The sequence below is a fragment of the Pseudomonas sp. GM78 genome (assembly GCF_000282475.1).
Classification (GTDB): Bacteria; Pseudomonadota; Gammaproteobacteria; order Pseudomonadales; family Pseudomonadaceae; genus Aquipseudomonas.
In genome coordinates this window covers 1-24,323 of sequence record NZ_AKJF01000117.1, presented here as the reverse complement: position 1 = coordinate 24,323, position 24,323 = coordinate 1, and the positions used below count along the sequence as shown (strand labels likewise).

Annotated in this window: 24 protein-coding genes and 1 pseudogene; 12 read left to right on the top strand and 13 right to left on the bottom strand. The window is 60.1% G+C overall.

Features of this window, described 5'->3' with window-relative positions; all coding sequences use genetic code 11:
- The 3 genes from phnN to PMI35_RS12895 form a co-directional block, all read left to right on the top strand.
- On the top strand, positions 1–477 hold a 477-nt coding region (gene phnN / locus PMI35_RS12885; RefSeq protein WP_008061218.1), incomplete at its 5' end, for a phosphonate metabolism protein/1,5-bisphosphokinase (PRPP-forming) PhnN.
- Between the two features lie 141 nt (positions 478–618).
- Positions 619–831 carry a type II toxin-antitoxin system HicA family toxin gene (locus tag PMI35_RS12890; RefSeq protein ID WP_008061215.1) on the top strand — a complete coding sequence of 71 codons (213 nt, stop codon included), beginning with the start codon at positions 619–621 and terminating at the stop codon, positions 829–831.
- On the top strand, positions 831–1,235 hold the full coding sequence (locus PMI35_RS12895) for a type II toxin-antitoxin system HicB family antitoxin (protein ID WP_008061213.1): 405 nt from the start codon (positions 831–833) through the stop codon (positions 1,233–1,235). Before PMI35_RS12890 ends, PMI35_RS12895 begins: the two co-directional genes overlap by 1 nt.
- A 47-nt stretch (positions 1,236–1,282) precedes the next feature.
- Here the strand turns inward: PMI35_RS12895 and PMI35_RS12900 are convergent, their stop codons facing one another.
- Positions 1,283–2,488, bottom strand: coding sequence for an MFS transporter (locus tag PMI35_RS12900; protein ID WP_008061211.1), 1,206 nt, complete (start codon positions 2,486–2,488; stop codon positions 1,283–1,285).
- 216 nt (positions 2,489–2,704) lie between these two features.
- On the opposite strand from PMI35_RS12900, the gene PMI35_RS12905 reads away from it, so the two are divergent.
- The gene (locus tag PMI35_RS12905) at positions 2,705–3,148 is read left to right on the top strand and encodes a hypothetical protein (RefSeq protein WP_008061209.1); all 444 of its coding nucleotides are present in this window, start codon (positions 2,705–2,707) and stop codon (positions 3,146–3,148) included.
- A 124-nt stretch (positions 3,149–3,272) separates the two neighbouring features.
- Here PMI35_RS12905 and PMI35_RS12910 read toward each other — a convergent pair whose 3' ends face one another.
- The 8 genes from PMI35_RS12910 to gcl form a co-directional block, all read right to left on the bottom strand.
- Positions 3,273–4,268 (bottom strand): sulfate ABC transporter substrate-binding protein, encoded by a 996-nt coding sequence (locus PMI35_RS12910; RefSeq protein ID WP_008061207.1) that lies wholly within the window; start codon positions 4,266–4,268, stop codon positions 3,273–3,275.
- Positions 4,269–4,372: 104 nt separating this feature from the next.
- Positions 4,373–5,197 (bottom strand): ion transporter, encoded by an 825-nt coding sequence (locus tag PMI35_RS12915; RefSeq protein WP_008061206.1) that lies wholly within the window; start codon positions 5,195–5,197, stop codon positions 4,373–4,375.
- A gap of 21 nt (positions 5,198–5,218) precedes the next feature.
- Positions 5,219–6,133 carry an urea transporter gene (locus PMI35_RS12920; protein WP_008061204.1) on the bottom strand — a complete coding sequence of 305 codons (915 nt, stop codon included), beginning with the start codon at positions 6,131–6,133 and terminating at the stop codon, positions 5,219–5,221.
- A gap of 146 nt (positions 6,134–6,279) precedes the next feature.
- Positions 6,280–7,695 (bottom strand): pyruvate kinase, encoded by a 1,416-nt coding sequence (pyk, locus tag PMI35_RS12925; RefSeq protein ID WP_008061196.1) that lies wholly within the window; start codon positions 7,693–7,695, stop codon positions 6,280–6,282.
- Positions 7,692–8,966, bottom strand: coding sequence for a glycerate kinase type-2 family protein (locus PMI35_RS12930; RefSeq protein ID WP_008061195.1), 1,275 nt, complete (start codon positions 8,964–8,966; stop codon positions 7,692–7,694). The genes pyk and PMI35_RS12930 overlap by 4 nt, the downstream gene beginning before the upstream one ends.
- 151 nt (positions 8,967–9,117) lie before the next feature.
- Entirely contained in the window at positions 9,118–10,011 is an 894-nt protein-coding gene (locus PMI35_RS12935; RefSeq protein ID WP_008061194.1) for a 2-hydroxy-3-oxopropionate reductase, read from the bottom strand.
- Positions 10,012–10,191: 180 nt separating this feature from the next.
- Positions 10,192–10,974, bottom strand: a complete 783-nt coding sequence (gene hyi / locus PMI35_RS12940; RefSeq protein WP_008026777.1) for a hydroxypyruvate isomerase — start codon at positions 10,972–10,974, stop codon at positions 10,192–10,194.
- 135 nt (positions 10,975–11,109) lie between these two features.
- Complete coding sequence (gene gcl, locus PMI35_RS12945; protein ID WP_008061193.1) at positions 11,110–12,885, bottom strand: glyoxylate carboligase; 1,776 nt, start codon at positions 12,883–12,885, stop codon at positions 11,110–11,112.
- A gap of 268 nt (positions 12,886–13,153) precedes the next feature.
- Here gcl and PMI35_RS12950 point away from each other — a divergent pair, with 268 nt between their 5' ends.
- Both PMI35_RS12950 and PMI35_RS12955 read left to right on the top strand, forming a co-directional pair.
- Positions 13,154–13,594, top strand: coding sequence for a GlcG/HbpS family heme-binding protein (locus tag PMI35_RS12950; RefSeq protein ID WP_008061192.1), 441 nt, complete (start codon positions 13,154–13,156; stop codon positions 13,592–13,594).
- A 226-nt stretch (positions 13,595–13,820) separates the two neighbouring features.
- Positions 13,821–14,279, top strand: a complete 459-nt coding sequence (locus PMI35_RS12955) for an REP-associated tyrosine transposase (RefSeq protein WP_008061191.1) — start codon at positions 13,821–13,823, stop codon at positions 14,277–14,279.
- A 127-nt stretch (positions 14,280–14,406) separates the two neighbouring features.
- On the opposite strand, the gene PMI35_RS12960 is transcribed toward PMI35_RS12955, so the two are convergent.
- The gene (locus PMI35_RS12960; protein ID WP_008061189.1) at positions 14,407–15,012 is read right to left on the bottom strand and encodes a TetR/AcrR family transcriptional regulator; all 606 of its coding nucleotides are present in this window, start codon (positions 15,010–15,012) and stop codon (positions 14,407–14,409) included.
- Positions 15,013–15,146: 134 nt separating this feature from the next.
- Here PMI35_RS12960 and PMI35_RS12965 point away from each other — a divergent pair, with 134 nt between their 5' ends.
- Complete coding sequence (locus PMI35_RS12965) at positions 15,147–16,061, top strand: DUF808 domain-containing protein (protein WP_008061187.1); 915 nt, start codon at positions 15,147–15,149, stop codon at positions 16,059–16,061.
- Positions 16,062–16,188: 127 nt separating this feature from the next.
- On the opposite strand, the gene PMI35_RS12970 is transcribed toward PMI35_RS12965, so the two are convergent.
- Together PMI35_RS12970 and PMI35_RS12975 are read right to left on the bottom strand one after the other, a co-directional pair.
- Positions 16,189–16,977, bottom strand: coding sequence for an MlaA family lipoprotein (locus tag PMI35_RS12970; protein WP_008061185.1), 789 nt, complete (start codon positions 16,975–16,977; stop codon positions 16,189–16,191).
- Positions 16,970–18,268 (bottom strand): hypothetical protein, encoded by a 1,299-nt coding sequence (locus PMI35_RS12975; RefSeq protein ID WP_008061183.1) that lies wholly within the window; start codon positions 18,266–18,268, stop codon positions 16,970–16,972. The genes PMI35_RS12970 and PMI35_RS12975 overlap by 8 nt, the downstream gene beginning before the upstream one ends.
- Before the next feature lie 223 nt (positions 18,269–18,491).
- On the opposite strand from PMI35_RS12975, the gene PMI35_RS12980 reads away from it, so the two are divergent.
- Positions 18,492–18,860: a hypothetical protein gene (locus PMI35_RS12980; protein WP_008061181.1), complete on the top strand. Its 369-nt coding sequence runs from the start codon at positions 18,492–18,494 to the stop codon at positions 18,858–18,860.
- Positions 18,861–18,997: 137 nt separating this feature from the next.
- On the opposite strand, the gene PMI35_RS12985 is transcribed toward PMI35_RS12980, so the two are convergent.
- Positions 18,998–20,593, bottom strand: coding sequence for a glycoside hydrolase family 17 protein (locus PMI35_RS12985; protein ID WP_008061179.1), 1,596 nt, complete (start codon positions 20,591–20,593; stop codon positions 18,998–19,000).
- Between the two features lie 288 nt (positions 20,594–20,881).
- Here PMI35_RS12985 and PMI35_RS12990 point away from each other — a divergent pair, with 288 nt between their 5' ends.
- The 4 genes and pseudogenes from PMI35_RS12990 to PMI35_RS35395 form a co-directional block, all read left to right on the top strand.
- Positions 20,882–21,733 (top strand): glycine betaine ABC transporter substrate-binding protein, encoded by an 852-nt coding sequence (locus PMI35_RS12990; protein WP_008061176.1) that lies wholly within the window; start codon positions 20,882–20,884, stop codon positions 21,731–21,733.
- Between the two features lie 241 nt (positions 21,734–21,974).
- Positions 21,975–22,286: a DUF485 domain-containing protein gene (locus PMI35_RS12995; protein ID WP_008061165.1), complete on the top strand. Its 312-nt coding sequence runs from the start codon at positions 21,975–21,977 to the stop codon at positions 22,284–22,286.
- The gene (locus PMI35_RS13000; RefSeq protein WP_008061163.1) at positions 22,283–23,941 is read left to right on the top strand and encodes a cation acetate symporter; all 1,659 of its coding nucleotides are present in this window, start codon (positions 22,283–22,285) and stop codon (positions 23,939–23,941) included. Before PMI35_RS12995 ends, PMI35_RS13000 begins: the two co-directional genes overlap by 4 nt.
- Positions 23,942–24,024: 83 nt before the next feature.
- A pseudogene (locus PMI35_RS35395) lies at positions 24,025–24,323 on the top strand (hypothetical protein); the annotation flags it as partial.

Genomic DNA, 24,323 nt, shown 5'->3' with positions numbered 1-24,323 from the left:
GCCTGCCGTATCGTGCGGCGGGTCATCACGCGTTCGGCCGAAGCCGTGGGCGAGGCGGCGCTGGGCGTCAGCCCGCAGCAGTTCGTCGAGATGCAGGCCCAGGGCGCGTTTGCCCTGAGCTGGCACGCCAACGGTCTGTACTACGGCATCCCGCGGGAAATCGACGATTGGCTGGCCGCCGGCCAGGACGTGCTGGTGAATGGTTCGAGGGCACATTTACAGAATACTCGCGAGCGTTATCCGAACGTGTTGGCGGTGCTGCTGACCGTTGACCAGGCGGTGTTGCGCCAGCGCCTGCTGGCGCGTGGGCGTGAGTCCGTGACCGAGATCGATCAGCGCCTGGCGCGCAATGCCCGCTTCAGTGAGCGTCTGCTGGCCAATGATCCGACCGTGCAGGTGCTCGACAACTCCGGGCCCCTGGAGCGCACCGTCGAAAGACTCCTGGCCTGCCTCGACGAGCCCGCGGCATGCGCCTGACCCGTGCTGGCGATTCTTTCGCTGAAAACCTTCCTTCATCACACCCCGCAATACAACCGAACGTCGCACTTGCGGTTTTTGTGCTTGAGTAAAGATAACTCTAGGGTTATTTTTATTTAAGCCGAAGCAAGGAGGCTGGTGGTGCAGAGCAGGCTATTGATCAAGGAATTGATGGAGGCGGGTTGGGCCCTGGACCGGGTCACTGGCAGTCATCACATCTTCACCCACCGTTACAACCCGTACACCATTCCCGTTCCCCATCCGAAGAAGGATTTACCGGTCGGGACGGTCAAGAGCATCAGGAGGCGAGCCGGGCTGTACTGCCCGCCAACCAGTTACGCAGGAGATCCATAATGCAATATCCAATCTGTATCGAATGGGGCGATGAGAACACCGCCATCGGTATCCAGATCCCCGATATCCCAGGTGCGGTAACCGCAGGGGATAGCTTTGAAGAGGCCTACAACGCAGCCGTCGAGATTGCCCACATCATGCTTCAGGAATTGGCGGCGGATGGCGAGCCGATTCCGATGCCGACTTCGGCTTCGGTGCATCGCAGTAATCCCGAGTTCGCCGACATGGGCTGGGGCATGCTGGAGCTGGACATATCGCCGTACCTGGGCAAGACCGAGAAGGTCAATGTGACGCTGCCCGGCTATGTGATCCAGCGCATTGACCGTTATGTGCGTGAGCACAATGTCAAAAGCCGGTCATCGTTCCTGGCGGATGCGGCGATGGAGAAACTGGTGCGCAATTGAAGTGTTCCTGGCGGGCGATCCGACTTGCCCGCCAGGCGCTTGAATCATTACGCCGTCGCCAACGAAGCCTTCTGCGAAACACTCAGGAACCGCAACAACGCCAACAGTGGAAACGCGCTGCCGACCACCACGATCCACAACCAACCGCCGTGCTCGTACACCGCACTGGCCACGGATGAGCCAAATGCGCCGCCGATGAAGATGCTGGTCATGTACAACGCATTGAGGCGACTGCGGCTTTTGCCGTCCAGGGCGTAGACCGCGCGTTGGCCGAGAACCATGTTCATTTGCACGCAGAAATCCAGGACCACGCCGGTCACGGCCAAGCCGATCACGCTGTAGGCGGGGTGGATGAAGGCGGGCAGGAAGCTCAGGCTGGCGCACAGCAGGGCCAGCAATGAAGCGATGCGGGTGTGACCGGCGTCGGCCAGGCGTCCGGCGATAGGCGCGGCAATGGCGCCGATTGCGCCGACCAGGGCGAAAATCGCGATCTGGCTCTGCGACAGGCCATGATTGCGCGCCAGTTCCAGCGGCACGGCGGTCCAGAACAGGCTGAACGTGGCGAACATGCACCCTTGGTAGAACGCCCGCTGGCGCAATACCGGTTGTTGGCGCAGCAGCGTCCACAGCGAACCCAGCAATTGGCCATAGGACGCGCTGTGGTCAGGCTGGCGCTTGGGGATGGTCACGGCCAGCACGATGCTGATCGCCGCCATCAATAGTGCGGCAATCACAAACATCGCCCGCCAGCCGAAATGATCCGCGACCACGCTGGACACCGGTCGCGCCAGCAAGATCCCCAACAACAAACCGCCCATGATCCCGCCGACCACGCGGCCGCGAGATTCTTCCGGCGCCAGGTGCGCGGCCAGCGGAATCAGGATCTGCACCGACACCGAGCTGAAGCCCACCAGCAGCGAAATCAGCAGGAACACGTTCGGCTGATCGGTAAACGCCGCGCCCAGCAGGCTGGCAATGGCCACCAGGGTGGTGATGATCATCAGCCGGCGGTTTTCCAGCAGATCACCCAGGGGCACGAGGAAAAACAGGCCCAGGGCATAGCCGATCTGGGTCAGCGACACGATCAGGCTGGCCATGGTGCTGGTCAGGCCGATGTCCGGTGCGATCAGGCCGATGATCGGCTGCGCATAGTAGATGTTGGCGACGATCGCACCACAACAGAAGGCGAACAGCAGCACCATGCCTCGGGTCATTGTCGCGGTGCCATGGGGCAGCTGGGTCGCTGGGTTCATATCGTGTCTCGATGGAAATAAGGGAATGCGCGCAGGCTAAAGGGCTGAATGAGGCAGCGGAAGGGTAATTGGAGTGATAGTAATCATTTCGTTGCGCAATGTGACACCGCCGGTGCAAGCACCACCGGCCATCCGAAGAACGGCCCGTTTTCCCGTGACAGCTAAAATCTACAGGGGGATCACTTCAACGTGTCCTTACAAAGCGGGAGTATCACGATGAAAATCGTATCTTCGCTGGCGTTGGTGGTAGCGGTTGGGTCGATCTATGGTTGCTCGACAGTGCCTGATCGTCAGGTCACCAACGTTCCCATGAACGCTACTTCCATCAACGCCGGGAACATCGCCCGGCCAATCATGATGCCCGACGGGCAAGCAACAGTGTTCTGGTTTGCTGTCAGTGGAGAATCCATGGGTAGCGCGTTACCAGGTCGTCTGCAGGCCTATATCTACCCGGGAAGCTGCGGAAATCTGGGTGCCAAACCCACCTATGACATGAATGACGGCCCGAATGCGCGGTTCTATTCGCAAGCGTCCATGCAATATTTCTGGAAAAGCGCACCCGTACCGGTCGAGACACTTCGAGCGGGGGGGTATGCGTTGGTAGTGCGTGAAAGCCCGGCCGATGGTCACCAGGCTATCTTCTGCGGCAATCTGAGCTGAAACACCCACGGAACACTGTAGGAGCGAGCCTGCTCGCGAAAAGCGCCAGGACAACGCGGGCATTCAGACAGCCCGAGTCATCGTTGACGTCCATCGCGAGCAGGCTCGCTCCTACAGGTGGTGGTTACTGGGCGTAAATCTGATCGAAAATCCCGCCATCATTGAAGTGGGTTTTCTGCACGGTGCGCCAGTCGCCGAAGGTTTTCTCCACCGACAGGAAGTCCACTTTCGGGAAGCGATCGGTGTACTTGGCCAGCACGGCCGGGTCACGCGGACGCAGGTAGTTGGCGGCAGCGATTTCCTGGCCTTGCGGCGACCACAGGTACTTCAGATATTCCTCGGCGGCGGCGCGGGTGCCTTTCTTGTCGACGGTCTTGTCGACCACCGATACCGGTGGCTCGGCTTCGGCGGAGACGCTTGGGTAGATGACTTCGAACTGATCGCGGCCAAACTCGCGGGCGATCATCTCCGCTTCGTTTTCGAAGGTCACCAGCACGTCGCCGATCTGGTTGGTCATGAAGGTCGTCGTCGCGGCGCGGCCACCGGTATCCAGCACCGGAGCTTGCTTGAACAGCTTGCCGACGAAGTCCTTGGCCTTGTTTTCGTCGCCGCCATTTTTCAGCACGTAGCCCCAGGCCGAAAGGTAGGTGTAGCGGCCGTTACCTGAAGTCTTCGGGTTTGGCACGATGACTTGCACACCGTCCTTGAGCAGGTCTGGCCAGTCTTTCAGGGCTTTCGGGTTGCCTTTGCGCACGATGAACACGGTGGCCGAGGTGAACGGCGCGCTGTTGTTCGGCAGGCGGGTGACCCAGTTGTCCGGGACCAGTTTGCCGTTATCGGCCAGGGCGTTGATGTCGGTGGCCATGTTCATGGTGATCACGTCAGCGGGGAGGCCATCGATGACCGAACGTGCCTGTTTGCTGGAACCACCGAAGGACATCTGCAGGGTGATGTTTTCGTTGTGCTCGGCTTGCCAGTGTTTCTGGAAGGCAGTGTTGTAGTCCTTGTAGAAATCGCGCATCACGTCGTAGGAAACGTTGAGCAGGGTCGGTGCGGCCTGGGCCACGCTGGTCAGTGCCAGGCCAGCGGCCAGAAGTGAGGCGCCAAAGAGTTTTTTCACTGCGAATTCCTTGTTCGAGACGATGTTTTTGTAAAAAACCAGGCAATTTGCCAGCGACTATAGCCGGGCTCGCATAGTCGTTTAAAGATTAAAAAGCTCTGTGCTTATTCTATTTTCTTGAACAATGCATTGCCGCAGCGAGAGCAGAAAGCGGCGCCGTGTTCATGGTTGTTTTTCCTGCACACCGGGCAATCATGTTGCAGCTGTTCGCCACGCATGGCGTTGGCCAGTTCGGCGGTGAAAATACCGGTGGGCACGGCGATGATCGAGTAACCGGTGATCATGACCAGCGAGGAGATCACCTGGCCCAATGGCGTCTTCGGCACGATGTCGCCAAAGCCCACGGTGGTCAGGGTCACGATGGCCCAGTAGATGCCTTTGGGAATGCTGGTAAAGCCGTGCTCGGGGCCTTCGATCACGTACATCAGCGTGCCGAACACCGTCACCAGGGTGCAGACGCTGACCAGGAACACCACGATTTTCTGCTTGCTGCCGCGCAGCGCGGACATCAGGTAATTGGCTTGTTTCAGGTAAGGGCTGAGCTTGAGCACGCGGAAAATCCGCAGCATCCGGATGATCCGGATAATCAACAGGTACTGCGCATCGGCGTAATACAGCGCCAGTATACCGGGCACGATCGCCAGCAAATCCACCAGCCCATAGAAGCTGAAGGCGTAGCGCAGGGGCTTGGGCGAACAGTACAGGCGCAGGCCATATTCGATGGCGAAGATGACGGTGAAGCCCCACTCGATATACGCCAGCACGTCGGCGTAGTTGCGGTGAACGGTATCGATGCTGTCGAGCATCACGATCACCAGGCTGGCGAGGATGATCAACAGCAGTATGCCGTCGAAGCGCCGACCCGCCTTGGTGTCGCTCTGGAAAATCATGACGTAAAGGTCTTCACGCCAGTTTTTGCTGCTGTCCATGGATAACGCCTGACTCAATGATCAGCGCAGCCTAGGTTGATTCTCCCCGGGAGCGCAAGCCGCAGTGGCCCCCGTGGCCTTGGCGAGCACTTGAGCAGGTGTACGAATCAGCCAGCAGGCGAGGATGAACGGTGCGGTCAGCGTGGGCAGTCCAATCGCGGCAAACATCGGCGTCAGCAGCAACGCGCAGGCAATGCCGACCAATGGCAGCCACGGTTGCTGGCGCTGCGCACTGAAGGCGAGGGCGGCGAGCACGGCGTTATAGCCGCCCAGGCCCAGTAGTGCAGTGTAGAAGTCGTGGTGCAGCAGGCTCCAGCCCATGCCCGCCACAGACGCCAGCAACGCCCAGCAGAAGGCGCGACGATCGGCGATCAGCAAACCGGCGGCAATCATTGCACCGGCCAGCGGATGACCGAGGAACATCACCTGGCCGAGGCCTTTGAGGGGGGCGGCGAGCATGTTCAGGGTGCTGACTTCGATCAGATGCGCCTCGGTCGAGGGCGTGGCGAAGCACAGCAGCACCCAGCTCAACCCCACGAAAGGCGCGGTATAGGCGGGCAGGTATTGGCTGACACGGGGGCGTTTGAGCCACTGTTGCGTGAGCATGGCACTCAGGCCGCCAGCGGCGAGGATCAGCAGCGGCGACATCGCTGACCATGGGAAATACAGGCTGACCAGCAAGCCAAGCAGGACGCCGTTGTAACTGTAGAGTCCGGCCTGGCGATCGGCCTTGGCGTAGCCGCGACGTTGCGCGGTGAGCAGCCCGGCGACGCCGCCGAGCAGCGCACCGCCGAGCAAGGCTGGCGCGGTAAACAGGATGGCGAGCAGGCACAGCAGACCAAACAGCGGATGGCGCTGGAGGAAGATTTGACTGAAGCCGTTGAGCAAAGCTTCGGCCCAGTCGGGGCAGTGGGTGTTGAAGTGGTTGGCAGGCATGGCAGGTCTGAAAGGTCAGTGAAACCGAGTCGCCTGCATCGCCAGCAGGCTGGCTCCCACACTGAATCTCTGTTCAGTCTTGATTCCGTGATCGACGCAAAACCAAAGTGGGAGCCAGCCTGCTGGCGATGAGGCCGGTGTGCGTTCTAGATCAACGTCTCGATACGCAAAGAGTTAGTCGACCCCGGCTGCCCAAACGGCACACCCGCGGTGATCAATAACGTATCGCCACGCTGCGCCATGCCCTGGGCCTGGGCAATTTCGAGCGCCGTAGAGCAGACTTCGTCCACCTGGCGCAGGCGATCGTTGACCACCGAGTGCACACCCCAGGCCACGGTCAGGCGACGAGCGGTTTGCCGGTTCGGCGTCAGGTTGAGGATCGGCACCGTCGGCCGTTCACGGGCAGCGCGCAAACTCGAAGTGCCGGACTCGCTGTAGTTCACCAACACTGCCACCGGCAACACATTACTGATACGCCGAATCGCGCAACTGATGGCATCGGAAACAGTCGCTTCGGCTTTCGGTCGGCTGACGTCCAGCTGGGTCTGGTAGTCCGGGCCGTTTTCCACCTGGCGGATGATCTTGCTCATCATCTGCACGGCTTCGAGCGGGTATTCGCCGGAGGCGGTTTCCGCCGACAGCATCACCGCGTCGGCACCTTCGGCCACCGCGTTGGCGACATCGGTGACTTCGGCGCGGGTGGGCGCCGGGGAGAAACGCATCGATTCGAGCATCTGCGTCGCCACCACCACCGGTTTGCCGAGCTGGCGACAGGTAGCGATGATGTTTTTCTGGATCTGCGGCACGCTTTCGGCAGGCACTTCCACGCCCAGGTCACCGCGGGCGACCATGATCGCGTCGCTCAATTCGGCGATTTCGCGCAATTGCGTGACCGCCGACGGCTTCTCGATCTTGGCCATCAGGAACGCCTTGTCGCCGATCAGGGCACGGGCTTCGCGGATGTCTTCTGGGCGCTGCACGAACGACAAGGCCACCCAGTCCACCCCCAGTTCGAGGCCAAAGCTCAGGTCGCGGCGGTCCTTGGCGGTCAGCGGGCTCAGGTCGAGCACCGCTTGCGGCACATTCACGCCCTTGCGGTCCGACAGCTCGCCGCCATTGAGCACGGTGGTGTCGATGGCGTCGGCGTACTTGGTGACCACCCGCAGGCGCAGCTTGCCGTCGTCCAGCAGCAGATCCATGCCCGGCTCCAGCGCCGCGATGATTTCCGGGTGCGGCAGATTGACCCGGCGCTCATCGCCCGGCGTGGCGTCGAGGTCCAGGCGCAGGGCCTGACCGCGATGCAGTTGCACCTTGCCTTCGGCAAATTTGCCGACCCGCAGTTTCGGCCCTTGCAGGTCCATCAGGATGCCCAGCGGATAATTCAGCTGGCGCTCGACTTCACGGATCCATTGATAGCGTTTGGCGTGGTCGGCGTGATCGCCGTGGCTGAAGTTCAGGCGAAAGATGTTGACTCCGGCCTGCACCAGTTGACGAATGTCATCGATCCCGTTGGTGGCGGGGCCGAGGGTGGCGAGGATCTTGACCTTTTTGTCAGGCGTCATGGTTTAGGGCTCTCAAGAATCAGAATGGCGCGGAAGTCGTTGACGTTGGTGCGGGTCGGCTCGGTGACGATCAGTGCGTCCAGCGCCTCGAAATAGCCGTAGCCATTGTTGTTGTCCAACTCGTCGCTGGCGCTCAAGCCGAGGGCCGCGGCACGGGCATAACTGTCCGGGGTCATGATTGCCCCGGCGTTGTCTTCGGAACCGTCGATGCCATCGGTATCACCCGCCAGGGCATAGACGCCGGGCAAGCCCTTGAGGCTGTCGGTCAGGCTGAGCAGGAACTCGGCATTGCGCCCGCCACGACCGTTGCCGCGAACGGTGACCGTGGTTTCGCCGCCAGAGAGAATCACGCAAGGCGCGGCCAGTGGTTGACCGTGCTGGACGATCTGCCGGGCGATGCCCGCGTGGACTTTCGCCACTTCCCGGGACTCGCCTTCCAGGTCGCCCAGGATCAACGGGCTGTAACCGGCCTGACGGCACTTCACCGCCGCGGCTTCCAGGGATTGCTGCGGGCGGGCGATCAGCTGGAAGTGACTGCGGACCAGGCTCGGATCGCCAGGTTTGACGGTTTCCGATTCCGGGCTTTGCAGCCAGGTGCGCACGGAGGCTGGAACTTCGATGTTGTAGCGCTTGAGGATCGCCAGCGCTTCGGCTGAGGTACTCGGGTCGGCCACGGTAGGGCCGGAGGCGATGACCGTGGCGAGGTCACCCGGTACATCGGAAATCGCATAGGTATAAACAGTGGCAGGCCAGCAGGCCTTGCCGAGGCGGCCGCCCTTGATTGCCGAGAGGTGTTTGCGTACGCAATTCATCTCGCCAATGGTCGCGCCGGATTTGAGCAGGGCTTTGTTGATCGATTGCTTGTCGGCCAGGGTGATGCCTTCGGCCGGGAGGGCGAGCAGCGCAGAGCCACCGCCGGAAAGCAGGAAAATCACGCGGTCTTTTTCGGTGAGGTCGCTCACAAGTTCCAGCACGCGTTTGGCCACGGCCAGACCGGCGGCATCCGGAACCGGATGCGCGGCTTCGACCACTTCGATTTTTTCGCAGGGGGCGCCGTGACCGTAACGCGTCACCACCAGCCCGGACACTTCACCCTGCCAGCAACGCTCGACCACCTGGGCCATGGCGGCCGCGGCTTTGCCGGCGCCGATGACGATCACCCGACCACTGCGGTCGGCAGGCAGATGGTCTTCGAGGACTTGTTGCGGATGGGCCGCGTCGATGGCTGTGGCGAACAGCTCACGCAGCAATTGTTGCGGATCGACCGACATGGCGGGCTCCCGGAATTCTTGTTATTGGAGGGTGGAGCAACCCGGAACCCTGTGGGAGCCAGCCTGCTGGCGATTCAGGCGCTGAGGTCTATCAGACACACCGCGTTGATTTCATCGCCAGCAGGCTGGCTCCCACTGGTTCAGGCAGGGCTTAGTTCTTATCGCGAATCGAGAAGTTCGCCATGTGTTCCAGGCCCTTGATCAGCGCCGAGTGGTCCCAGTTGCTGCCACCGATGGCCGCGCAAGTGCTGAACACTTGCTGGGCGTTGGCGGTGTTCGGCAGGTTGATGTTCAGCTCCTTGGCGCCTTGCAGGGCCAGGTTCAGGTCCTTCTGGTGCAGGCTGATACGGAAGCCTGGATCGAAGGTGCCCTTGATCATGCGCTCGCCGTGCACTTCGAGGATCTTCGACGAAGCGAACCCGCCCATCAGTGCTTCACGCACCTTGGCTGGATCGGCACCGTTCTTGGAAGCGAACAGCAGGGCTTCGGCCACGGCCTGGATGTTCAGCGCGACGATGATCTGGTTCGCCACTTTGGCGGTTTGACCGTCACCGTTGCCACCGACCAGGGTGATGTTCTTGCCCATGGCCTGGAACAGCGGCAGCGCGCGTTCGAAGGCGTCGGCATCGCCGCCGACCATGATGCTCAGGGTCGCCGCCTTGGCGCCGACTTCACCGCCGGACACTGGCGCGTCGAGGTATTGTGCGCCTTTTTCGTTGATCTTTGCCGCGAAAGCCTTGGTGGCGGTCGGCGAGATCGAGCTCATATCGATCACCACTTTGCCTTTGCCGACACCGGCAGCAACGCCGTCGGCGCGGAACAGCACGTCATCGACCTGCGGGGTATCCGGCACCATGACGATGATGAACTCGGCTTCCTGGGCCACTTCTTTCGGGTTCGCCAGGGCGACGGCGCCACCGGCAACCAGGTCGGCAGGGGCGGCATCGTGGTGCGCCGACAGGAACAGGCTGTGACCGGCTTTCTGCAGGTTCAATGCCATTGGGTGGCCCATGATGCCGGTGCCGATAAATCCGATTTTAGCCATGAGAAAATCCTCGTTTTATTCCGATGCTGCAATGCAGTCTTAGAGACGCAGCAGATTCATTGTGGGAGCTGCGGTGCGACGATTCGACTTGCCAGCGATGGCGGTGGGTCAGGCAACATTTTTGTATCTGTCCTGCCGCCATAGCGGGCAAGCCCGCTCCCACAGGGTTGTGTTGTTCGTTCAGATCGCGTTATGGGTCTTCAACCAGCCCAGACCCGCTTCGGTGGTGGTCAGCGGCTTGTATTCGCAACCGACCCAGCCCTGATACCCGATGCGATCCAGGTGTTCGAACAGGAAGCGGTAGTTGATTTCACCGGTGCCTGGTTCGTTGCGCCCCGGGTTGTCTGCCAGCTGCACATGGTTGATTTCGCCCAGGTGCGATTGCAGGGTGCGGGCCAGATCGCCTTCCATGATTTGCATGTGATAGATGTCGTATTGCAGGAACAGGTTGGCGCTGCCGACCTGCTCGCGAATCGACAGGGCTTGCGCCGTGTTGTTCAGGTAGAAGCCTGGAATGTCACGGGTGTTGATCGCTTCCATCACCAGCTTGATGCCTGCCGCCTGCAGCTTGTCGGCCGCGTACTTGAGGTTGGCGACGAAGGTTTTTTCCACGGTGGCATCATCAACGCCTTGTGGGCGGATGCCGGCCAGGCAGTTGACCTGGGTGTTGCCCAGCACTTGTGCGTAGGCGATCGCCAGGTCGACACCGGCGCGGAACTCTTCAACGCGATCCGGCAGGCAGGCGATACCGCGCTCGCCCTTGGCCCAGTCGCCGGCCGGCAGGTTGAACAGCACTTGGGTCAGACCGTTGGCGTCGAGCTTGGCCTTGATTTCGGCAGAGCTGAAGTCGTACGGGAACAGGTACTCGACACCACTGAAACCGGCCTTGGCGGCCGCTTCGAAACGGGCGAGGAAGTCCTGTTCGGTGAACAGCATGGACAGGTTGGCTGCGAAACGCGGCATGGTGGTCTCCCGTAAATTTGTGTAGGCCCCCTGTAGGAGTGAGCCTGCTCGCGATAGCGTAATGTCAGTCAACATTGATGTTGAATGTGCCGGCCTCATCGCGAGCAGGCTCGCTCCCACAGGGGGGACGATCAATCAGTCCAGCAACGAAATCGCCGTTGGCGCATCGTTGCCGACCAGCGCCAGGTCTTCGAATTCGTTGACGGCGTTGATCTCGGTGCCCATGGAAATGTTGGTCACGCGCTCCAGGATGATCTCGACGATCACCGGAACCTTGAACTCTTCGATCATCTGTTCGGCCTTGCGCAGGGCAGGGGCGATTTCAGACGGTTCGAACACACGCAGTGCCTTGCAGCCCAGGCCTTCGGCTACTGCGACGTGATCGACGCCATAACCGTTGAGTTCCGGTGCGTTCAGGTTGTCGAAGGACAGCTGCACGCAGTAGTCCATCTCGAACCCGCGCTGCGCCTGACGGATCAGACCCAGGTACGAGTTGTTCACCACTACATGAATGTACGGCAGCTTGAACTGCGCGCCCACCGCCAACTCTTCGATCATGAACTGGAAGTCATAGTCCCCCGACAGGGCCACGACTTTGCGGTTCGGGTCGGCCTTGACCACGCCCAGCGCGGCAGGAATGGTCCAGCCCAGAGGGCCTGCCTGACCGCAGTTGATCCAGTGGCGCGGCTTGTAGACGTGCAGGAACTGCGCGCCGGCAATCTGCGACAGACCGATGGTGCTGACGTAGCAGGTGTCCTTGCCGAACACCTGGTTCATCTCTTCGTAGACGCGCTGCGGCTTGACCGGCACGTTATCGAAGTGGGTCTTGCGCTGCAGGCTGGCTTTGCGTTGCTGGCAGTCTTGCAGCCAGGCGCTGCGGTTCTTCAGTTTGCCGGCAGCTTGCCACTCGCGAGCGACTTCGATGAACACGGTCAGCGCGGCAGCGGCGTCGGACACGATGCCCAGGTCCGGGGTGAATACGCGGCCGATCTGCGTGCCTTCGATGTCGACGTGAATGAACTTGCGGCCTTCGGTGTAGACGTCGACCGAACCGGTGTGGCGGTTGGCCCAACGGTTACCGATGCCCAGCACCACGTCCGATTTCAGCATCGTGGCGTTGCCATAGCGGTGCGAGGTTTGCAGACCCACCATGCCGACCATCAATGGGTGATCGTCCGGGATGGTGCCCCAGCCCATCAGGGTCGGTATGACCGGGATGCCGGTCAGTTCGGCAAATTCCACCAGCAGGTCGCTGGCGTCGGCGTTGATGATGCCACCACCGGCCACCAGCAGCGGGCGCTCGGCCTGGTCCAGCAAGGCCAGGGCCTTCTCGACTTGAACGCGGCTAGCGGTTGGCTTGGCCAATGGCAACGGCTGGTAGGCGTCGATGTCGAATTCGATTTCCGCCATCTGTACGTCGAACGGCAGGTCGATCAGCACTGGGCCTGGACGGCCGGAGCGCATTTCAAAAAAAGCTTTCTGGAACGCGTAAGGCACCTGGCCCGGTTCCAGGACAGTGGTTGCCCACTTGGTCACTGGCTTGACGATGCTGGTGATATCGACAGCCTGGAAGTCTTCCTTGTGCATACGGGCGCGGGGTGCCTGGCCGGTAATGCAGAGGATTGGAATCGAGTCGGCCGAGGCGCTGTAGAGCCCGGTGACCATGTCGGTACCGGCAGGGCCGGAAGTGCCGATGCACACGCCGATGTTGCCGGCCTTGGTGCGGGTGTAGCCCTCGGCCATGTGCGAGGCGCCTTCAACGTGGCGAGCGAGTACGTGATCGATGCCGCCGACCTTTTGCAGGGCGGAGTACAGCGGGTTGATGGCGGCACCGGGGATGCCAAAAGCGGTATCAACCCCTTCACGGCGCATCACCAGAACGGCGGCTTCGATTGCTCTCATTTTGCTCATGGTTTTGTGCCTCTTTACGTTTTGTAATTGTATACAAGTGGCTTTGCGCAGAGTGTATTCACGGCGGACGGCGCAGGTCAATCCATTTTCTCAAGCGGTCGTTTCATTCGTCGGAAGCCCGTTCTACTGTGGCTTTTCGTCGCATGCGGCGTTTTTCGAGAATTATTGTATACAAAAAAATAATCCATTGTGTTCTATTTGTTGTATCGGCCTGCGGCAGAACGAAGCAGGCCACCGGCTTTCCGAAAAACAAAATGAGGACGGCACCATGAGCGCTTTAACCTTGAAAGTCGCAGTTAACCTGGTCAACGAAGCCATCAACGCAGGGCGCGCCATTTCCGCCGCGCCCCTGACCGTTGCAGTGCTGGACGCCGGCGGGCACCTGATCACCTTGCAGCGTGAAGACGGCGCCAGCCTGCTGCGCCCGCACGTCGCCATCGGCAAGGCCTGGGGCGCCATCGCCCTGGGCAAAGGCTCACGCCTGCTGGCACTGGACGCCCAACAGCGCCCGGCGTTCATCGCGGCATTGAATAGCCTGGGGCAGGGGAGTGTCGTGCCGGCACCGGGCGGTGTGTTGATCCGGGATAAGGACGGGAATGTGTTGGGGGCGGTGGGGATCAGCGGTGATTTGTCGGATGTTGATGAGCAGTGTGCGATCAATGCGATCGAGGCGTTGGGGTTGAGGGCGGATGCGGGGGTTGTTGCTTGATCTCAATCGCCTGAGAAATTGTCATCGCTGGCAAGTCGAATCGTCGCACCGCAGCTCCCACAATGACGGTTGGTGTTCACATTTTTTTACGGATGCCAACAGACCCTGTGGGAGCTGGCTTGCCAGCGATTGCTATCTGTCAGACACATCCAGCTAAAAGTGTGTATCACCGTTTAGAGTTTCCAGGTCTAGCCTTTCCATGACTTCATCTTGAGAGAGGCAAGGAATGCCTGACTTACCCGCTTCACATCGCCTGCGAGCTGGGCGCTATGCCGAGCCCAGCCGAATCTATCTGCTGACCACCAATACAATTGATCGCAAACCGATCTTCGTCGATTTCGCTTTGGGCAGATTGGTTGTTGGTCAATTTCGCCGGGCGCAAAATCTTGGACTAGCGAACTCTCTGGCCTGGGTAGTCATGCCTGATCATTTTCACTGGCTTGTCGAGCTGGAAAACTGTTCCTTGCGCAGACTGATGCGCGAGACCAAGTCTCTGATTACTCGAGAGGTGAACCATTGCAGTGGCAGGGGTGGGCCTCTATGGCAGCAGGGCTTTCATGACCGGGCCCTGCGTAGAGAGGAGGATTTGGTGAAATTGGCGAGGTATGTGGTGGCCAATCCATTGCGGGCAGGTCTGGTGGAAAAACTTGGCGATTATCCGCTGTGGGATGCTATCTGGGTTTGAGTCGGCAACGGGGCGCCTGCATCGCTGGCAAGCCAGCTCCCACAGGTTTTTGTGTTGAATTCAAATTCTGTGAACGACACAAATCCTGTGGGAGCTGGCTTGCCAGCGATAGCCGCACCGCGGTGTATCAGTCCGGCTCACACCCCTTGAGCACCAAGCGGATGATGGTCTGCGCCGCCGCTTCATAATCCTCTTCATCCAGCTTGGCCTTGCCGGTGATGGCGGTGATTTGCCAGTCGAAGTCGGCGTAGGTCTGGGTCGCGGCCCAGATGCTGAACATCAGGTGGTTGGGATCGATGGGCGCTATCTGGCCACGGTCGATCCAGGTCTGGATGCAGTCGATGTTGTGCTTGGCTTGGCCATTGAGCTGCTCGACCAGGTCGGGGCTCAGGTGTGGGGCACCGTGCATGATTTCGCTGGCGAACACCTTGGAGGCGAAAGGCAGGTCGCGGGAGATGCGGATCTTCGAGCGTATGTAGCCGCTCAGCACTTCACTGGGCACACCCTCGGGATTGAACGGCGTCGAGGCCTGCAGAATCGGCTCGATGATGCTTTCCAGGACCTCGCGATAGAGGTTTTCCTTGGACTTGAAGTAGTAGTAGACGTTGGGCTTGGGCAGTCCCGCCTTGGCTGCGATGTCACTGGTTTTGGTCGCAGCGAAGCCCTTGTCGGCAAATTCTTCACTGGCGGCACGCAGGATCAGTTGTTTGTTGCGCTCGCGGATGGTGCTCATAAACCAGGGGGTTCCTTGCCTGTACTGGCGGTGGCGCATGGTATCACCGGCCTTCGGCGACGCTCAAGAATGCTCCATGCGGCGTCAGGCCGCGCTATGCTGCACCGCATTCATTCAAGAAGGAAAGCCGATTCATGGCAGGAAGCAGTTTGCTCGTGCTGATCGACGACATCGCCGCGGTGCTGGACGATGTGGCGTTGATGACCAAAATGGCCGCCAAGAAGACCGCCGGGGTGCTGGGCGATGACCTGGCGCTCAACGCCCAGCAGGTCAGCGGCGTGCGTGCCGAGCGGGAAATCCCTGTAGTCTGGGCGGTCGCCAAGGGCTCGTTCGTCAATAAACTGATCCTGGTGCCGTCGGCATTGGCCATCAGCGCGTTCATTCCCTGGCTGGTTACGCCGTTGTTGATGGTCGGTGGCGCTTACCTGTGCTTCGAAGGATTCGAGAAGCTCGCCCACAAGTTCCTGCACAGCAAGGCTGAAGACCAGGCCGAACATGCCGAGCTGGTAGAGGCCGTGGCGGATCCAGCGGTCGATCTGGTGGCGTTCGAAAAGGACAAGATCAAGGGCGCGATCCGTACCGACTTCATCCTCTCGGCTGAAATCATCGCCATCACTCTCGGCGTCGTGGCCGATTCGGCGCTGACCCAGCAAGTCGTCGTGCTCTCGGGCATCGCTATCGTCATGACGGTCGGCGTCTATGGATTGGTGGCGGGCATCGTCAAACTCGACGATCTGGGGCTGTGGCTGACCCAGAAGCCGGGGCAGATCGCCAAAAGTATAGGCGGCGGCATCCTGCGCGCGGCGCCGTACATGATGAAGAGCCTGTCGGTGATCGGTACCGCGGCCATGTTCCTGGTCGGTGGCGGCATTCTTACCCACGGTGTTCCGGTGGTGCATCACTGGATCGAAACTGTCAGCGCGGGGGCGGGCGGAGCCGGGTTTATCGTGCCGACACTGCTCAATGCCGTGGCGGGGATTGTGGCGGGGGCGGTGGTGTTGGTGGGGGTGATGGCCGTCAGCAAGATCTGGAAAGCGCTGAAAGGCTAAGACCGACGCATAACAAATGTAGGAGTGAGCCTGCTCGCGATAGCGGTATAACAGTCAACATACGCGTTGAATGTTATACCGCTATCGCGAGCAGGCTCACTCCTACAGTGTTTTATTCTCGCCGCAATTACTCGGCAATCTGCAACTTGCGCGACTCGGTGTACACGTAGCGCACCTTCTCGTACTCGAACGGCGAGTTCAGCTGGCCATAACGGAAGCTGGTCTGATTGCGCTTGTCGATGCCGCGCAGGATCCACACTTCCGGATGGTTGGAGCTGACTTCGGCCACGTTGAGGAAGTTGATGGCGTTCTCGGCGCTGAAATCGACCACCAGCCCGCCCGTGTCACGCAGGTTGGACGGCCCGAGGATCGGCAACACGAAGTAGGCTCCGCCCGGAACACCATAGAAGCCCAGGGTCTGGCCGAAGTCTTCGTTCTGGCGCTGCAGGCCCATGGCGGTGGCCGGGTCCCACAGGCCGGCGATGCCAATGGTGGTGTTGAGCAGCAGCCGGCCAGTGATTTCCATCGAGCGCTGGCCCTTGAACTGCAACAGGCTGTTGAGCAGGTTTGGAACGTCGCCGAGGTTGTTGAAAAAGTTGCTGACACCGGTCCGCAAGAAGCTCGGCGTGATGTAGCGATAGCCGTCGACCACCGGCAGGAACACCCATTGGTCGAACCGGTAGTTGAAGTGGTAGACGCGGCGGTTCCACTGCTCCAGCGGGTCGTAGACGTTCAGGGCGCTGAGCGTCGAGCGTTCGAATTCGCGCTGGTCCAGGCCCGGGTTGAACTTGAGTTTGCTCAGGGGTTCCTTGAAACCGTCGCTGTCGATGACGACAGGGGCGTTGGCTTTGCTGTTGTCCGCGTGGGCAATGCCTGCACTGAGTAGTGCGGCGATGAGCAGGAGGTATTTAGCCACGGAAGAACTCCAGCATGGCGTCGCTGTTGACGCGGTAATTAAGGTTGCCGCAGTGGCCGCCCAGCGGGTAAACGGTCAGGCGATCGCCAAACGTCTTGCGCAGGAAACCGAGGTCTCCAGGGCCGAGGATCACATCGTCGGCGTTGTGCATCACGGCAATTTTCGGGCTGTCGTGCAGGTAGTCCTTCAGGGCATACAAGCTCACCTGGTCGATCAGTTGCAGCAGGCTGCCGCCGTCGGTGCGGGCGCGCCACATCGGGATCACCTGTTCGGTGATGTAGCAGTCGAAGTCGCATTGCAGCGCACGCTTTAGGTACGGCGTCATGCTGGTGCCTTCGGTGATCGGCGTTTTCGGTGGGGTGATGAGGCCGCGGCGGTTGATCAGGTCCGAGGTGAAGGCGATGTCGGCGGCGGAGAAACGGAACGAGGTGCCGATCAGCATGGCCATCTGTTCGTTGCTCAGGTGCTGCTTGGACTGCTGGAAGTCGTAGAGCAGGGCGTCGTTGAGATCGATATAGCCCTTCTGCTGGAAGTAACGGGTGAGTTTGTTCAGCACCAGCTCATAGAAGGTGGTGGTGTTGGTGATGCCCTTGACTTCCGTTTGTACAAGCTTGTCCAGGTTGGTGATCGAGGTGTAGAGATTGACCGGGGGATTGAGCAGCAGGACTTTCTTGAAGTTGAAGCTGCGGCGGGTTTCGTCCAGGTGCGCGACGAACGCCGCGTCCAGTGCGCCCAGGCTGTAGCCCGTCAGGTAGTAATCGGTGACCGGCAGTTTCGGGTTCTGCGCCCGCACCGCCTGCATCACCCGATACATGTCTTCAGCATCGTCCTTGGTGATGCCGGGCGTGGCAAAGCGTGAGGCGGCGCTCATGAAGTCGAAGCTGGTAGGCGACGACAGTTGCACCACGTGATACCCGGCCTTGTAATAGAGCTTTTTCAGGTATTCGTTGAGGCTGCTGTCGTAGCGCGCACCGGTGCCGGCGATCAGGAAAATCAACGGCGCGGCTTTATCCTGGGTGGCAATGCGATAGGTGAGTTTCTTCACTGGCCAGAAGTTATCCGGCAGTTCGAACGCGCGCTCCGGGCGCAAGGTGACGCTGCGGTCCGCCTGATCGATGTCGTCATCCAGCGGCAGCTCGGGACGCAAGTCCGGCGGCGTCGTGGCAATCGTCGCCTCAAACGGGTTGGTCAAGGGGTAGCCATAACTGGCGGCGTCGATATCGACCGCCAGTGCGGACGCACTCAAGATAAGGCCGCCAAACAGGGCGGCGAAGCGCAAGGAACGGAGCATGACTAGATCCCTTAGAGAAGGTGCCGAATGAAGTTCGCAGGCTATGACCACTGGATCTGCGCCAAAGTGCCACGCATCGGCACCAAACAGGCCTTAATTCCGAGTAATAGTAGCTCGACGATACACTTTGCAGTGATTGAATGACCAGTTAACAGTTGTTATTGCTTGCGTCGGGCTGCCGGGCGATTAAGCTGGCCGCCGTTTTTGCGTATTGGAGAGTTCCATGTCCCGCCGTTTGCCCGTGATTCTGCTGCTTGTCCTGCTGCCCCTCTGGCTGGCCGCCAGTTATGGTGCGCGCTATGGCTTCATGGAAGATGCGCAGTGGGTCGGCATCTGCGTGGATGAGGCAAGCCGTTGGGAATGCCAGGCGCGTTCGAACCTGGGCCTGATGATTCATTTCCAGGTATTGGGCTGGGGGGCGTTGGCTGCCGCGGTGATCGGCTTTGTATTGCCCGGACGGGCAGGGTGGTGGTTGGCGGTACTGGCGCTGGTGCTGGGGTTTCCGGCGCTGGCGTTGTACAACACGACGATGGCGGTGTTTGCGGTGGTGATTGCGGGGTTGCGGTTGGTCAGGGCGTCTCGTAGCGCCTGATAGATAGCCTTCGCGAGCAGGCTCGCTCCCACAGGATTTGAGTCGTACACTTTTTGTGCGATCGACACAAATCCTGTGGGAGTGGCGGTGCGACGATTCGACTTGCCCGCGAAGAGGCCGGGAAGCTCGCTGAAAGCTTAAGCTTTGCGAACCCGCAAGCTGCGCCACAATGCCGCCACCATCAACACGCTCACCAACCCCCATCCCCAGGCCTGCTGGTTCTGCAATCCTTCCCTATACAGCTGCGGCGCGATGCCGGCACCGATGATAAAGGTCAGCAAGGCAATTTCCCGACGCGGCACGCTCACGGGGCGGCACAGGTAAACCAGCGCTGGCAGGATGAAGGCGACGCTTGGGAAACTGCGATAACGCGGATCGAACACCAGTTCCAGCATCGTCACCGCCGCGGCAAATCCCGCCACCGCCAGTATCCAGCCCGCCCGACGTTCCAGCGCATTGAACGCCCAGCCACGCCAACCGGTGCGAGGGCTCAGCGTCAGCGCGGCATGGGCCAGCACCAGCACATTCAGCGCGGTCAGCAACGCAACCCACAACCACTCACTGGCAAAGCGCGTGGTGACTCGCGCCAGATCGCCCCAAGCGCCTATGGAGCAGGCCGCCAGTGCGCCGAGCAGCGGCAGGATCAGAGCGGAGCGCGTGTTGTTCACACGCCCGCCGAGGATCAGCGTTGCGAGGAAGATCAAGCCGCCGACCACCAGCCACTGCGACCAGTACGGCACATTGCTGACCGGTCCTGCGAGCACGCCCTTGTCCTGGCGATCGGCATCGAACAGCCCCCAATAACCGCCGACAGCCCCCTCGCTGGCACGTTTCCACGGCTGGTCGAAGGCCTCGATGAGGTTGTAGTGCCAGCGATTTTGCTCGGCCATGGCGACAAAACCACGAATGAACCGGGCTTCGTTGACCCGGCTCGGCAAGGCGGTTTCACGCTGGCGGCCTTCGCTCGGCCAGCCAGTCTCGCCAATCAACACGTCCTTGGGCGCGAACTTGTTGCCGAACACCTGGCGTACTTGCGCCACATGTTGCAGTGCGGCGTCGATGTTCGACGGGTCATCTTCCCAATACGGCAGCAAGTGGATGGTCAGGAAGTCCACGGCCGGTGCAATCTCCGGGTGCTTGAGCCAGAACTCCCACACATCGGCATAAGTCACGGGTTGCTTGACCTGGCTTTTGACCTTGTTGATCAGCTTCACTAACTGGGCGCCGGTGACTTCCTTGCGCAGCAGGGTTTCGTTGCCGACGATCACCGCGCTGACCACGTCCGCGTTGGCGTTGGCAGAAGCGATCAGCAGGTCGACTTCTTTTTCGGTGTCCACCGGATTGCTGTTGATCCAGGCGCCGATCATCATTTTCAGCCCGTGCTTGCGCGCCAGATCCGGAAGGGCCTCGAGCCCGGTCATCGAGTAGGTTCGAATGCATTCGAAGCGGGTTGCCAGCAGCGCGAGGTCGGCATCCATGCGCTCGGGACGCAGGTTGAACGGCACGTCGAACGGCGACTGGTCCTTGTCGAACGGGGTGTAGGAGGCGCATTGCAACTTGTGCGTCGCGCTGGCGACGTCCGGCAGGATCACCGGTTTGCCGAGGCCGTACCAGAAGCCACCCAGGGCAAACAGCCCCAGCAGGCAAGCGAATAGATAAGCAAAAAAAGGAAAGCGCGATGTCGCAGGCATGGTCGGGCCGTCTGGGAGCAAAGCGGCGCATGTTACCTGCATTTGTCGCGCGCTTGGTGGCCTGCATGATTTTGACATGCAAAGTTCGGGCGGATTGCCCGGGAGGTTTGACGCGCTCAACGTTAATGGCGTTCTGATGTCGTTTCTCGCTGCCTTGAGGTCGCTGGCAGAGCAGGTCGCCGATAGCGTCAGGTTGATGATCGCTAGTGTCAGTACTCCACTGACGTTCGAACGAGTTTGCGGTGGGGCGTGATGGGGGCGCTGTGCACTATAACTATACGTTGACGCGACTCGGCACCCGTCGAGCGCAGCACTTTCGGGGAAGTAACGATGAAGATGCGACGACTTTTAGGCGCAGGTGCCGCTCTGGTGCTTGCGATGGGCTCCACATTCGCCAATGCCGAGAACAAGACCCTGAGCATCGGTTACGTTGACGGCTGGTCCGACAGCGTCGCGACTACTCACGTGGCCGCTGAAGTGATCAAGCAGAAGCTGAATTATGACGTGAAGCTGCAAGCCGTCGCCACCGGGATCATGTGGCAGGGCGTCGCCACCGGCAAACTCGACGCCATGCTGTCGGCCTGGCTGCCAGTGACCCACGGCGATTACTGGGCCAAGAACAAGGACCAGGTCGTCGACTACGGCCCGAACTTCAAGGACGCGAAAATCGGTCTGATCGTGCCGGAGTACGTCAAGGCCAAGTCACTTGAAGACCTGAAAACCGATGACAGCTTCAAGAAACGCATCGTCGGCATCGACGCCGGTTCAGGCGTGATGCTCAAGACCGAGCAGGCAATCAAGGACTACGACCTGACCGGCTATCAACTCAAGGCCAGTTCCGGCGCCGGCATGATCGCCGAGCTGACCCGTGCCGAGAAGAAAAACGAATCCATTGCCGTCACCGGTTGGGTGCCGCACTGGATGTTCGCCAAGTGGAAACTGCGTTTCCTGGAAGACCCGAAAGGCGTGTACGGCGCGGCTGAAACCGTGAACAGCATCGGCAGCAAAGAGCTGGCCACCAAGGCGCCGGAAGTGGCCAAGTTCCTGAAGAACTTCCAGTGGGCTTCGAAAGACGAAATCGGCGAAGTCATGCTGGCCATCCAGGAAGGCGCCAAGCCTGAAGCGGCGGCCAAGGATTGGGTAGCCAAGCACCCGGAGCGTGTGGCTGACTGGATCAAGTAACAGATACCCCGCTGTACCCTGTGGGAGCGAGCCTGCTCGGGATTGCGGTCTGTCAGTTAATTGAAATGTTGACTGACACGACGCTTTCGCGAGCAGGCTCGCTCCCACAGTTGTTTTCAGGTGTGCTGGAAATTGGCAAATACGTCACATGGCTCTAAGACTAAGGTCGTCTGGAACCTGCCCCGCAGCCGCATAGAGTGGATACCGTTCCAACTAAATCTGTGCTGCGAGGATAAAAACAATGAACGACAGCATTTACCTCTCGATTCAAAACAGCCCGCGATTCAAGGAGCTGGTTAGCAAGAGGGAACGATTCGCCTGGATTCTTTCGGCGATCATGCTAGGGCTTTACTCCGGATTCATCCTTCTGATTGCTTACGGGCCGCATGTACTGGGGGCGAAAATCAGCCCTGAGTCATCGATTACCTGGGGTATTCCGATCGGTGTCGGGCTGATTGTTTCGGCTTTCATACTGACCGGTATCTACGTGCGACGCGCCAACGGCGAATTCGACGACCTGAACAATGCGATTCTCAAGGAGGCTCAGCAATGATCCGGCGCCTAATGGCTCTTTTGAGCATCGCAGCCTTCGCACCGGGAGCCTGGGCGGCTGACGCCCTGACCGGCGCCGTGCAGAAGCAACCGCTTAACGTGTCCGCGATTCTGATGTTCGTCGCATTCGTAGGTGCAACGCTGTGCATCACCTACTGGGCGTCCAAGAAAAACAAGTCGGCCTCCGACTACTACGCGGCAGGCGGCAAGATCACCGGTTTCCAGAACGGCCTGGCGATTGCTGGTGACTACATGTCGGCGGCGTCCTTCCTGGGTATTTCCGCGCTGGTATTCACCTCTGGCTACGATGGCCTGATCTATTCGATCGGCTTCCTGGTGGGCTGGCCAATCATTCTGTTCCTGATCGCCGAGCGCCTGCGTAACCTGGGTAAATACACCTTTGCCGACGTGGCGTCCTATCGCCTTGGGCAAACCCAGATTCGTTCGCTGTCCGCTTGCGGTTCGCTGGTGGTGGTGGCGTTTTACCTGATCGCGCAAATGGTCGGTGCCGGCAAGCTGATCCAGCTGCTGTTCGGCCTCGACTACCACGTAGCGGTGATCCTGGTCGGTATCCTGATGTGTGCCTACGTGCTATTCGGCGGCATGCTGGCGACCACCTGGGTACAGATCATCAAGGCTGTCTTGCTGCTGTCCGGCGCCTCCTTCATGGCGCTGATGGTGATGAAGCACGTCAACTTCGACTTCAACATGCTGTTCTCCGAGGCGATCAAGGTTCACCCTAAAGGTGAAGCGATCATGAGCCCGGGCGGCCTGGTGAAAGATCCGATCTCGGCGTTCTCCCTGGGGTTGGCACTGATGTTCGGTACCGCGGGCCTGCCGCACATCCTGATGCGCTTCTTCACCGTGGGTGACGCGAAAGAAGCGCGCAAGAGCGTGCTGTACGCAACCGGCTTCATTGGCTACTTCTATATCCTGACCTTCATCATCGGCTTCGGCGCGATCCTGCTGGTGAGCACCAACCCTGCCTTCAAAGACGCGGCTGGCGCGTTGCTGGGCGGCAACAACATGGCGGCGGTGCACCTGGCCAATGCGGTCGGTGGCAGTATCTTCCTCGGCTTCATCTCGGCGGTAGCGTTCGCGACCATCCTGGCAGTGGTTGCCGGCCTGACCCTGGCCGGTGCCTCGGCGGTGTCCCACGACCTGTACGCCAGCGTGATCAAGAAGGGCAAGGCCAACGAGAAGGATGAGATCCGCGTCTCGAAAATCACCACCATCGCCCTGGCTGTACTGGCGATCGCCCTGGGCATCCTGTTCGAAAGCCAGAACATTGCGTTCATGGTGGGCCTGGCGTTCTCCATCGCGGCGAGCTGCAACTTCCCGGTCCTGCTGCTTTCCATGTACTGGAAAAAGCTGACCACCCGCGGTGCGATGATCGGCGGCTGGATGGGCTTGGTGAGCGCTGTGGGCTTGATGGTGCTTGGTCCGACCATCTGGGTGCAAATCCTGCATCACGAGAAGGCGATCTTCCCGTATGAGTACCCGGCGCTGTTCTCGATGATCATTGCTTTTGTCGGGATCTGGTTCTTCTCGATTACTGACAAGTCGACTGCGGCTGATAACGAACGGGCGCTGTTCTTCCCGCAGTTTGTTCGTTCGCAGACTGGTTTGGGGGCGAGTGGGGCGGTTTCGCACTAAGGCTTCAAGTTTGTTGGCTTAAATAGAAATGCCCCGATTGAGAGATTGGGGCATTTTTATTGGGCGGTTATCGGACATTTTAGATGAAGGGTTTGTTTGCCGAGGCGGCCTTACAGCCGACCTGGGTGTTGTTTAGCGAGTACATATCCATTCCTGCGGTAACGGCGACTTATGGTTTCGCCCTTACGGCGACTCACTTTTTTTACAAGCGCCAAAAAAAAGTAAGCAAAAAAACGCTCGCCCCAGCGTCCGGCCCCTCGCTAGGGCTCGGCGTTCCTTCGCTTCGGCATTCATCCGGGGGCATCGCCCTCCGGTTGGCTTCGCTGGCACCTACATGCGATGTGTTCGACTGCGTCGAACGGCGCTGCGCGCCAATCCCCGG

What these genes read in the sequence shown, in the direction of transcription:
- PMI35_RS12895 (WP_008061213.1), top strand. Translation starts at nt 831, where the DNA reads ATGCAATATCCAATCTGTATCGAATGGGGCGATGAGAACACCGCCATC.
- PMI35_RS12900 (WP_008061211.1), bottom strand. Translation starts at nt 2,488, where the DNA reads ATGAACCCAGCGACCCAGCTGCCCCATGGCACCGCGACAATGACCCGA.
- PMI35_RS12905 (WP_008061209.1), top strand. Translation starts at nt 2,705, where the DNA reads ATGAAAATCGTATCTTCGCTGGCGTTGGTGGTAGCGGTTGGGTCGATC.
- PMI35_RS12915 (WP_008061206.1), bottom strand. Translation starts at nt 5,197, where the DNA reads ATGGACAGCAGCAAAAACTGGCGTGAAGACCTTTACGTCATGATTTTC.
- PMI35_RS12920 (WP_008061204.1), bottom strand. Translation starts at nt 6,133, where the DNA reads ATGCCTGCCAACCACTTCAACACCCACTGCCCCGACTGGGCCGAAGCT.
- pyk (WP_008061196.1), bottom strand. Translation starts at nt 7,695, where the DNA reads ATGACGCCTGACAAAAAGGTCAAGATCCTCGCCACCCTCGGCCCCGCC.
- PMI35_RS12930 (WP_008061195.1), bottom strand. Translation starts at nt 8,966, where the DNA reads ATGTCGGTCGATCCGCAACAATTGCTGCGTGAGCTGTTCGCCACAGCC.
- PMI35_RS12935 (WP_008061194.1), bottom strand. Translation starts at nt 10,011, where the DNA reads ATGGCTAAAATCGGATTTATCGGCACCGGCATCATGGGCCACCCAATG.
- hyi (WP_008026777.1), bottom strand. Translation starts at nt 10,974, where the DNA reads ATGCCGCGTTTCGCAGCCAACCTGTCCATGCTGTTCACCGAACAGGAC.
- gcl (WP_008061193.1), bottom strand. Translation starts at nt 12,885, where the DNA reads ATGAGCAAAATGAGAGCAATCGAAGCCGCCGTTCTGGTGATGCGCCGT.
- PMI35_RS12950 (WP_008061192.1), top strand. Translation starts at nt 13,154, where the DNA reads ATGAGCGCTTTAACCTTGAAAGTCGCAGTTAACCTGGTCAACGAAGCC.
- PMI35_RS12955 (WP_008061191.1), top strand. Translation starts at nt 13,821, where the DNA reads ATGCCTGACTTACCCGCTTCACATCGCCTGCGAGCTGGGCGCTATGCC.
- PMI35_RS12960 (WP_008061189.1), bottom strand. Translation starts at nt 15,012, where the DNA reads ATGAGCACCATCCGCGAGCGCAACAAACAACTGATCCTGCGTGCCGCC.
- PMI35_RS12965 (WP_008061187.1), top strand. Translation starts at nt 15,147, where the DNA reads ATGGCAGGAAGCAGTTTGCTCGTGCTGATCGACGACATCGCCGCGGTG.
- PMI35_RS12975 (WP_008061183.1), bottom strand. Translation starts at nt 18,268, where the DNA reads ATGCTCCGTTCCTTGCGCTTCGCCGCCCTGTTTGGCGGCCTTATCTTG.
- PMI35_RS12980 (WP_008061181.1), top strand. Translation starts at nt 18,492, where the DNA reads ATGTCCCGCCGTTTGCCCGTGATTCTGCTGCTTGTCCTGCTGCCCCTC.
- PMI35_RS12985 (WP_008061179.1), bottom strand. Translation starts at nt 20,593, where the DNA reads ATGCAGGTAACATGCGCCGCTTTGCTCCCAGACGGCCCGACCATGCCT.
- PMI35_RS12990 (WP_008061176.1), top strand. Translation starts at nt 20,882, where the DNA reads ATGAAGATGCGACGACTTTTAGGCGCAGGTGCCGCTCTGGTGCTTGCG.
- PMI35_RS12995 (WP_008061165.1), top strand. Translation starts at nt 21,975, where the DNA reads ATGAACGACAGCATTTACCTCTCGATTCAAAACAGCCCGCGATTCAAG.
- PMI35_RS13000 (WP_008061163.1), top strand. Translation starts at nt 22,283, where the DNA reads ATGATCCGGCGCCTAATGGCTCTTTTGAGCATCGCAGCCTTCGCACCG.